General features: G+C 39.4%; 1 protein-coding gene. It reads left to right on the forward strand.

Going from position 1 to position 546, the window contains the following annotated elements:
* Positions 1-75 precede the first annotated feature (75 nt).
* Positions 76-546, forward strand: a 471-nt coding sequence (locus ACS8FD_RS23785; RefSeq protein WP_439277663.1) for an Rrf2 family transcriptional regulator, incomplete at its 3' end; no start/stop codon positions are given.

Genomic DNA, 546 nt, shown 5'->3' on the forward strand with positions numbered 1-546 from the left:
CATTAATTTTATTAATCAATATGCTTAAGCTCGTTATTAAATTTGGCTTATAACTGATCAGCTTGGAGATATTTTATGCGTTTAACTACTCGAGGTAGGTACGCCGTTACCGCTTTATTAGATCTGGCTTTACAGACTAGTCAGCAAGACAGCGCTGTGTCCTTATCTGATATTGCAAAGCGACAGTCTATCTCTATCTCCTATCTTGAACAGCTGTTCTCCAAACTTCGTAAACGTGGCTTGGTTACTAGTATCCGCGGCGCGGCAGGTGGTTACCATTTGGCAAAACCTTTAGATGAAATAGACGTGATGACCATCATCTCTGCTGTTGATGAATCTGTTAACGCGATGCAGTGTGAAGGACGCGGTGATTGTCAAGGCGGTACAATGTGTTTGACCCATGATTTATGGTGTGCATTATCAAATCATATAGAACAGTACTTGAAAAATATAACATTAGCGCAATTATTAGATATGGAAAACGTGCAGTCAGTATCAGAACGTCAGCATACCTCTACTAAAGAGATTTCCTTAAAAGACATTAAT

It is taken from the genome of Psychrobacter sp. 1U2 (assembly GCF_051847575.1).